We start from the raw sequence: 7,741 nt of genomic DNA, 5'->3' as shown, positions 1-7,741 counted from the left end.
GGCTACGTAGCTCAGTTGGTTAGAGCACATCACTCATAATGATGGGGTCACAGGTTCGAATCCCGTCGTAGCCACCATCTTTTTTGCGGGAGTGGCGAAATTGGTAGACGCACCAGATTTAGGTTCTGGCGCCGCAAGGTGTGCGAGTTCAAGTCTCGCCTCCCGCACCATTCCCAGGAAAGCGTTGCACGGATGGGGTATCGCCAAGCGGTAAGGCACCGGTTTTTGATACCGGCATTCCCTGGTTCGAATCCAGGTACCCCAGCCATATTTCTTCGATTTTGCGGTTCTCCGCGGTATTGGGGTATCGCCAAGCGGTAAGGCACCGGTTTTTGATACCGGCATTCCCTGGTTCGAATCCAGGTACCCCAGCCATCGAAGATTGCAGTACTGGCTACGTAGCTCAGTTGGTTAGAGCACATCACTCATAATGATGGGGTCACAGGTTCGAATCCCGTCGTAGCCACCAAATTTAGATTGTCGTTTTTTCGGTAATCAAGACAAATTGTTGGGGTATCGCCAAGCGGTAAGGCACCGGATTCTGATTCCGGCATTCCGAGGTTCGAATCCTCGTACCCCAGCCAATTTAAAAAGTCGTTAAGCAGTTTGTTTAACGCAATTGGGGTGTCGCCAAGCGGTAAGGCTCTGGTTTCTGATACCAGCATTCCGGGGTTCGAATCCCTGCACCCCAGCCACTTAGTAACAAACAAGCCCGCTATGCGGGCTTTTTTGTTTTTGTTGTTCAGAATAGTGTGGCCTGATGCCCCCTCACCCTAACCCTCTCCCCAAAGGGGCGAGGGAATAGTCGGAGCGAAGATTAAAGTCCTAAGGCGTATTTCAGCGCCTGACGCTTCAAGCCACCGGCGCGTTCCGCCGCCATCAATCCAATATTACGTAGAATACGCACCGGGGCTAAGTCATTGCTGAACCCGGCATAGAACAGATCCATTCCCGACTGCATGATAAAGTTATCCGCCATGCGTCGCGTCTGGTAACGCTTCAGAACCTGATGGCTGGACCAGTTTTCCGCATGCCCGCGGGCGCTGCCCAGCACATCCAGCAACGCCTCAACGTCACGGTACCCCAGGTTCACACCCTGCCCGGCCAGCGGGTGAATGGTGTGTGCTGCATCCCCCACCAGCGCCAGCCCTTCACGGGAATACTGCAATGCGTGACGGCGCGTGAGCGGGAACGCCCCTGCAGCGACCGGCGTAACGTTGCCCAGACGGCTCGGGAAGTGCATGTGAATCTCCCGCTGCAATTGCTCCATTGAAAGCCCCTGCAGCTGGCGAATGCGCGCCGGTTTGTCGTACCACACCAGCGACGCCCAGTTATCGAACAGCGGTAGAAAGGCGTGCGGACCATTCGGGGTAAAGTGCTGCCAGGTGCTCTCTCCCGGCGCCTTCTCGCACTGGACGGTAATCAGCATACAGGACTGCTCGTACTGCCAGGCATGAACCCCGATACCCGCCATCTGCCTGACCTGCGAGTTGGCGCCGTCCGCCCCGACGACCAGCTTGACGGCCAGTTCATCGCCGCTGTCGAGCGTTAGTAAATAGCCGCTATCGAGAGGATGCAGCGCCTTAAGCGACGCCGGAACACGCAGCGTTACCTTCGGGTGCGCCTCCAGCGCCTGCCAGAGCGCCCGCTGGAGCACGTTGTTTTCCACCATATAGCCCAGGCGCGGTAGCTTCAGCTCGGCGGCATCAAACGCGACGTGGGCATTTTCCCACTCCCAGGTTTCAAGACGGCTGTAAGGATGGGCGCGCATCGCCAGCACCGCCTCCCAGACGCCCAGCCCGCGCAGCAGATCAACGGAGGCCGCGCTGATAGCGGAAATACGCACATCCGGTTTGGCCGCCGGATCGTATTGCGCAGGCGCCGACTGTTCAATTACCGTTACCTCAAATCCCTGCTGCGCCAGCCCCAGCGCCAGCGCGCCGCCGACCATACCGCCGCCGACAACGGCAACTTCGGTGTGTTGGAGTGTCATGGTCAATTTTCCTTATTGGAGAATCCCTTAAGTTTACCGGATTTTTTCGGTCCTGAGACACATAACCTTCATACTGGTCACAACCCCACCAAAGCATTACAATACGCGGCTTGCAATCCTGAGCTGAGCAAGTCGATGACTAAAAAACTCCATATAAAAACCTGGGGCTGTCAGATGAACGAATACGATTCATCCAAGATGGCCGATCTGCTGGATACCACCCACGGATACCAGCTGACTGAAAATGCGAAAGAAGCGGACGTGCTGCTGCTGAACACCTGTTCCATTCGTGAAAAAGCGCAGGAAAAAGTCTTTCACGTATTAGGTCGCTGGAAACTCCTCAAGCGAAAAAATCCGGACCTGATCATCGGCGTGGGTGGCTGCGTCGCGTCGCAGGAAGGCAAGCTGATCCGCCAGAGAGCCCCGTATGTGGATATTGTCTTTGGCCCGCAGACCCTGCACCGCCTGCCTGAGATGATCAACCAGGTTCGCGGCAATCGCAGCCCGGTCGTTGACGTCAGCTTCCCGGAAATCGAAAAATTTGACCGTCTGCCGGAGCCGCGCGCCGATGGCCCGACCGCCTTCGTCTCCATCATGGAAGGCTGCAACAAGTACTGTACCTACTGCGTGGTGCCGTACACCCGTGGTGAAGAAGTCAGCCGACCGGCGGATGACATTCTGTTTGAAATCGCGCAGCTTGCCGCACAAGGCGTTCGCGAAGTGAACCTGCTGGGCCAGAACGTTAACGCCTGGCGCGGAGAGAACTACGACGGCACCACCGGCAGCTTTGCCGAACTGCTGCGTCTGGTGGCCGCGATTGACGGCATCGACCGCATTCGCTTTACCACCAGCCATCCGATGGAATTTACCGACGACATCATCGACGTCTATCGCGATACGCCAGAGCTGGTGAGCTTCCTGCACCTGCCGATTCAGTGCGGCTCTGACCGCGTGCTGAACCTGATGGGTCGTCCGCACACGGTCCTGGAGTACAAATCGACCATCCGTAAGCTGCGTGAAGCCCGTCCGGATATCCAGATAAGCTCTGACTTTATCGTCGGCTTCCCTGGCGAAACCGCTGATGACTTCGAGCGCACCATGAAGCTCATCGGCGAAGTGAACTTTGACGTCAGCTACAGCTTCATCTTCTCAGCGCGTCCGGGAACGCCCGCGGCCGACATGGTTGACGATGTACCGGAAGAAGAGAAAAAGCAGCGTCTGTATATTCTGCAGGAGCGCATCAACCAGCAGGCCAATGCCTGGAGCCGCCGTATGCTCGGCACCGTTCAGCGCATTCTGGTAGAAGGCACCTCGCGCAAGAGCATTATGGAACTCTCCGGCCGTACCGAGAACAACCGCGTGGTGAACTTTGAAGGCACCCCGGACATGATCGGTAAATTCGTGGACGTCGAGATTGTCGAAGTGCTGACCAACTCGCTGCGCGCAAAAGTGGTACGTACCGAAGACGAAATGGGCCTGCGTATTGCAGAGTCGCCGGAATCCGTGATTTCGCGTACCCGCAAAGAAAATGATTCTGGCGTGGGAATTTACCAGCCTTAATCCTCATGGCCTGCCTTTCCGGCAGGCCTTGTATTTCCTCTTATCGTCCCCAATATCATCCGCAACGCTTGCGCCTTTATTCTATGGCGTGAATAATTTCGGTAATGACCGTTTTATTACGCCCTGTCGCAACGGATCAGTTAACCAATCAAAGAGGAACAGTTTGAACATAGATACGCGTGAAATTAGCCTTGAGCCAGCAGACAACGCTCGCCTGCTGAGCCTGTGCGGGCCGTTTGATGACAACATCAAACAACTGGAGCGACGTCTGGGTATCGAAATCAATCGTCGCGATAATCATTTCAAACTTACCGGACGCCCTATCTGCGTCAACGCCGCCGCGGACATTCTGCGTAGCCTGTATGTCGATACCGCCCCGATGCGCGGCGAAATTCAGGATATCGAACCGGAACAGATCCACCTCGCCATTAAAGAGGCGCGCGTGCTGGAACAGAGCGCGGAAAGCGTGCCGGACTATGGCAAAGCCATTAATATCAAGACCAAGCGTGGCGTGATTAAGCCGCGCACGCCAAACCAGGCGCAGTACATCGCCAACATTCTTGACCATGACATCACCTTCGGCGTGGGTCCGGCGGGTACGGGTAAAACCTATCTGGCCGTTGCCGCTGCGGTTGATGCGCTGGAGCGCCAGGACATCCGGCGCATCCTGCTGACCCGCCCTGCCGTTGAAGCGGGTGAAAAACTGGGCTTCCTGCCGGGCGATCTGAGCCAGAAGGTCGACCCGTATCTGCGCCCTTTATACGATGCGCTGTTTGAAATGCTGGGCTTTGAGAAGGTCGAGAAGCTCATTGAGCGTAACGTTATTGAAGTTGCTCCGCTCGCCTACATGCGTGGCCGTACGCTGAACGATGCGTTCATCATCCTCGATGAAAGTCAGAACACCACCATCGAACAGATGAAGATGTTCCTGACGCGTATCGGCTTTAACTCAAAGGCGGTCATTACGGGTGACGTGACGCAGATTGACCTGCCGCGCAGCACCAAATCGGGCCTGCGCCACGCCATTGAGGTGCTGGCCGAGGTCGACGAAATCAGCTTTAACTTCTTCCACAGTGAAGACGTGGTACGCCACCCGGTGGTCGCGCGTATCGTTAACGCTTATGAAGCCTGGGAAGAGGCGGATCAGAAGCGTAAGGCCGAACTGGCCGCAGAACGTAAGCGCGAAGCGCAGGAGCAAGAACAGAAATGAGTCAGGTGATCCTCGATTTACAGCTGGCCTGTGAAGATAATTCCGGCATGCCAGATGAGGCACAGTTTCAGAAATGGCTGGATGCCGTTATCCCCCAGTTTCAGGAAGAATCAGAAGTCACGATTCGCCTGGTGGATGAAGCAGAAAGCCACGAGCTTAACCTGACCTATCGCGGGAAAGATAAGCCGACCAACGTGCTCTCTTTCCCGTTCGAAGCGCCGCCGGGTATCGAGATGCCGCTGTTGGGCGATCTGATCATCTGCCGTCAGGTGGTTGAACAGGAAGCCAAAGAGCAGCAAAAACCCCTTGAGGCCCACTGGGCGCACATGGTGGTACACGGCAGCCTGCATCTGCTCGGCTACGATCATATCGAAGACGACGAAGCGGAAGAGATGGAGTCCCTCGAGACAGAGATAATGCTTGCTCTGGGCTATGAGGATCCGTACATTGCCGAGAAAGAATAGTCCGTCACCTGACGGACTAACATGCCGCCACGAAACGACATCGCGTGGCGGTAAACGTTGAACTAACAAGAGAACCCTTAACAAACGCCATGAGCGACGACAATTCACACAGTAGCGACACGACAACCAGTAAAAAGGGATTTTTCTCCCTCATTCTGAACCAGCTTTTCCACGGCGAACCGAAAAACCGTGATGAACTGCTGGAGCTGATTCGTGATTCCGGGCAGAACGACCTTATCGACGAAGATACGCGCGAAATGCTCGAAGGGGTTATGGACATCGCCGACCAGCGCGTCCGCGATATCATGATCCCCCGTTCGCAGATGATTACCCTGAAACGCAACCAGACCCTGGACGAGTGCCTCGATGTCATCATCGAATCCGCCCACTCGCGTTTCCCGGTTATCAGCGAAGACAAAGATCACATCGAAGGGATTTTGATGGCGAAAGATCTGCTGCCGTTTATGCGCAGCGATGCCGAAGCCTTCAGCATGGAAAAAGTGTTACGCCAGGCCGTGGTTGTGCCGGAGAGTAAACGTGTGGATCGGATGCTGAAAGAGTTCCGCTCTCAGCGTTACCACATGGCGATTGTTATTGATGAATTTGGTGGCGTGTCCGGTCTTGTCACGATCGAAGATATTCTTGAGCTGATCGTGGGCGAAATCGAAGATGAGTATGACGAAGAGGAAGACATCGACTTCCGTCAGCTCAGCCGCCACACCTGGACCGTGCGCGCGCTGGCCTCGATTGAAGACTTCAACGACGCCTTCGGTACCCACTTCAGCGATGAAGAGGTTGATACCATTGGCGGGCTGGTGATGCAGGCCTTTGGCCATCTTCCGGCGCGCGGCGAGACCGTTGACATTGACGGTTACCAGTTCAAAGTGGCAATGGCCGACAGCCGACGTATTATACAGGTTCACGTCAGAACGCCGGACGATTCACCGGTGCCAAAACTGGAAGATTAATGTAAATGGCATTTGCCTCACTTCTTGAACGCCAGCGCGTCCGTTTGCTGCTGGCGCTGTTACTCGGAGCCAGCGGTACGCTGGCTTTTTCTCCTTACGACATCTGGCCTGCGGCCATTCTCTCCCTGATGGGGCTACAGGGTCTGACCCTGAATCGTCGTCCGGTACAGGCTGCCGCCATCGGCTACTTCTGGGGGCTGGGACTGTTTGGTTCCGGCATCAACTGGGTCTATGTCAGCATCGCCCAGTTTGGTGGTATGCCGGGCCCGGTTAACGTCTTCCTGGTGGTGCTGCTCGCTGCGTATCTCTCGCTGTATACCGGTCTGTTCGCAGGCATCCTTTCTCGCCTGTGGCCAAAAACCAGCTGGCTGCGCGTCGCTATTGCCGCGCCGGTGGTCTGGCAACTCACCGAGTTCCTGCGCGGTTGGGTGCTGACGGGCTTCCCATGGCTGCAGTTCGGCTACAGTCAGATTGACGGCCCCCTGAAAGGCCTGGCGCCGGTGATGGGCGTTGAGGCCATCAACTTCCTGCTGATGGTTGTCAGCGGCCTGCTGGTCCTGGCGCTGGTCAAGCGCTGCTGGAAGCCGTTGGTTGTGGCGCTGGTGCTGTTCGCTCTGCCCTTCCCGCTGCGCTATATCCAGTGGTTCACCCTTGAGCCCGAACGCGCCACGCAGGTTTCTATGGTTCAGGGAAATATCCCGCAGTCCATGAAGTGGGACGAGAAAGAGCTGCTGAATACGCTGAAGATCTACGCCAACGCCACGGAAGAGGTGATGGGTAAATCACAGCTGATTATCTGGCCAGAGTCGGCGATCCCCGATCTGGAGATTAACCAGCAGCCGTTCCTCAACATGATGAACGACCTGCTGCTCTCGCGTGGCAGCACGCTGATCACCGGCATTGTTGATGCGCGTCTCAATCAGCAGAACCGCTACGACACCTACAACACCATCATTACGCTCGGCAAAGACAGCGAGTACAGCTATAACTCCACTGACCGGTACAACAAGAACCACCTGGTGCCGTTTGGTGAGTTTGTTCCGCTGGAGTCGATTCTGCGCCCGCTGGCACCGTTCTTTGACCTGCCGATGTCCTCTTTCAGTCGCGGGCCATACGTTCAGCCCCAGCTTCACGCGCACGGTTTTGCTCTGACGGCGGCCATTTGCTACGAGATTATCCTCGGCGAGCAGGTGCGCGATAACTTCCGCCCTGACACGGACTTCCTGCTGACTATCTCTAACGATGCCTGGTTTGGTAAGTCAATTGGCCCGTGGCAGCACTTCCAGATGGCGCGGATGCGCTCCCTGGAGCTGGCGCGTCCACTGCTGCGCAGCACCAACAACGGCATCACCGCCGTGATTGGACCGCAGGGCGAAATCCAGGCCATGATCCCACAGTTCACCCGGGAAGTGCTGACCACAAAAGTCACGCCGACATCCGGCCTGACGCCATACGCCCGTACCGGTAACTGGCCGCTGTGGATATTGACCGTGCTGTTCGGCTTTGGCGCGGTGCTGATGAGCCTGCGTCAGCGTAGTAAATAACC

At 56.3% G+C, this 7,741-nt stretch carries 6 protein-coding genes and 7 tRNA genes; 12 read left to right on the top strand and 1 reads right to left on the bottom strand.

The window, feature by feature from the left end:
- The 7 genes from AC3WOK_RS17655 to AC3WOK_RS17625 all read left to right on the top strand — a co-directional run bounded on the left by AC3WOK_RS17655 (window position 1) and on the right by AC3WOK_RS17625 (window position 695).
- A tRNA-Met gene (locus AC3WOK_RS17655) sits at window positions 1-77 on the top strand.
- Between the two features lie 8 nt (window positions 78-85).
- A tRNA-Leu gene (locus AC3WOK_RS17650) sits at window positions 86-170 on the top strand.
- Window positions 171-193: 23 nt separating this feature from the next.
- Window positions 194-268 (top strand) — tRNA-Gln (locus AC3WOK_RS17645).
- 32 nt (window positions 269-300) lie between these two features.
- Window positions 301-375, top strand: a tRNA-Gln gene (locus AC3WOK_RS17640).
- 17 nt (window positions 376-392) lie between these two features.
- Window positions 393-469 (top strand) — tRNA-Met (locus AC3WOK_RS17635).
- A gap of 40 nt (window positions 470-509) precedes the next feature.
- A tRNA-Gln gene (locus AC3WOK_RS17630) sits at window positions 510-584 on the top strand.
- Between the two features lie 36 nt (window positions 585-620).
- Window positions 621-695: transfer RNA gene (locus AC3WOK_RS17625), tRNA-Gln, on the top strand.
- A gap of 122 nt (window positions 696-817) precedes the next feature.
- Here AC3WOK_RS17625 and ubiF read toward each other — a convergent pair.
- Window positions 818-1,993 (bottom strand): 3-demethoxyubiquinol 3-hydroxylase, encoded by a 1,176-nt coding sequence (gene ubiF, locus AC3WOK_RS17620; RefSeq protein WP_492354890.1) that lies wholly within the window; start codon window positions 1,991-1,993, stop codon window positions 818-820.
- Window positions 1,994-2,128: 135 nt separating this feature from the next.
- On the opposite strand from ubiF, the gene miaB reads away from it, so the two are divergent.
- The 5 genes from miaB (at window position 2,129) to lnt (ending at window position 7,739) form a co-directional block, all read left to right on the top strand.
- Window positions 2,129-3,553: a tRNA (N6-isopentenyl adenosine(37)-C2)-methylthiotransferase MiaB gene (gene miaB / locus AC3WOK_RS17615; protein WP_028012350.1), complete on the top strand. Its 1,425-nt coding sequence runs from the start codon at window positions 2,129-2,131 to the stop codon at window positions 3,551-3,553.
- Between the two features lie 163 nt (window positions 3,554-3,716).
- Window positions 3,717-4,763, top strand: coding sequence for a PhoH family protein (locus tag AC3WOK_RS17610; RefSeq protein ID WP_047347093.1), 1,047 nt, complete (start codon window positions 3,717-3,719; stop codon window positions 4,761-4,763).
- Entirely contained in the window at window positions 4,760-5,227 is a 468-nt protein-coding gene (ybeY, locus tag AC3WOK_RS17605) for an rRNA maturation RNase YbeY (protein ID WP_008501052.1), read from the top strand. Before AC3WOK_RS17610 ends, ybeY begins: the two co-directional genes overlap by 4 nt.
- 89 nt (window positions 5,228-5,316) lie before the next feature.
- Entirely contained in the window at window positions 5,317-6,195 is an 879-nt protein-coding gene (corC, locus tag AC3WOK_RS17600; RefSeq protein ID WP_021242574.1) for a CNNM family magnesium/cobalt transport protein CorC, read from the top strand.
- A gap of 5 nt (window positions 6,196-6,200) precedes the next feature.
- Window positions 6,201-7,739: an apolipoprotein N-acyltransferase gene (gene lnt / locus AC3WOK_RS17595; RefSeq protein WP_063429952.1), complete on the top strand. Its 1,539-nt coding sequence runs from the start codon at window positions 6,201-6,203 to the stop codon at window positions 7,737-7,739.
- Window positions 7,740-7,741 lie beyond the last annotated feature (2 nt).

Source organism: Enterobacter sp. FW301-JW81, assembly GCF_058788735.1.
The sequence above is the reverse complement of the archived record's forward strand: the minus strand, read 5'-3'. Positions and strand labels throughout refer to the sequence as shown.

What these genes read in the sequence shown, in the direction of transcription:
- lnt (WP_063429952.1), top strand. Translation starts at nt 6,201, where the DNA reads ATGGCATTTGCCTCACTTCTTGAACGCCAGCGCGTCCGTTTGCTGCTG.
- corC (WP_021242574.1), top strand. Translation starts at nt 5,317, where the DNA reads ATGAGCGACGACAATTCACACAGTAGCGACACGACAACCAGTAAAAAG.
- ybeY (WP_008501052.1), top strand. Translation starts at nt 4,760, where the DNA reads ATGAGTCAGGTGATCCTCGATTTACAGCTGGCCTGTGAAGATAATTCC.
- miaB (WP_028012350.1), top strand. Translation starts at nt 2,129, where the DNA reads ATGACTAAAAAACTCCATATAAAAACCTGGGGCTGTCAGATGAACGAA.
- ubiF (WP_492354890.1), bottom strand. Translation starts at nt 1,993, where the DNA reads ATGACACTCCAACACACCGAAGTTGCCGTTGTCGGCGGCGGTATGGTC.